1 pseudogene is annotated in these 336 nt (G+C 62.2%); it reads right to left on the reverse strand.

The annotated features are described in order from the left end of the window. Positions 1-129 precede the first annotated feature (129 nt). Positions 130-336: pseudogene (locus JHD63_RS24375) on the reverse strand (IS701 family transposase); the annotation flags it as partial.

Consider the following 336-nt stretch of genomic DNA (forward strand, 5'->3'; position numbering starts at 1 on the left):
TGCTGCGGGCGGTCTGCGGCGTTGCAAATCCTCGCCATGGCGGCGGCCATGGCTGCGGCTTGCGCCTTGCATCCCATCCCACACCAGGGCGCGCGCCATCGCGGGGACTTGTTCAGCGTTGCCTTAGTATTACTGTGTCATAAAAGATGCTTTGCGCTTGCTCTTCCGCAGCATGGGCACTGCCCGAGACGAGCGATCAGTTGGTAGCCCAGTCGATGGCGCAGTGTCGTGATCGACGTCGCCACGTGGCGTTGCGCGCGCAGGACTGCCTCGGGGGACGTAATCCTCGGGAAGGGCAGGCACCTGGCGTTCGATGAAGTTTTTTTTATCGCCGAC

This window comes from Xylophilus sp. ASV27, from assembly GCF_016428875.1.
In the GTDB taxonomy this organism is placed as follows: domain Bacteria; phylum Pseudomonadota; class Gammaproteobacteria; order Burkholderiales; family Burkholderiaceae_C; genus Xylophilus.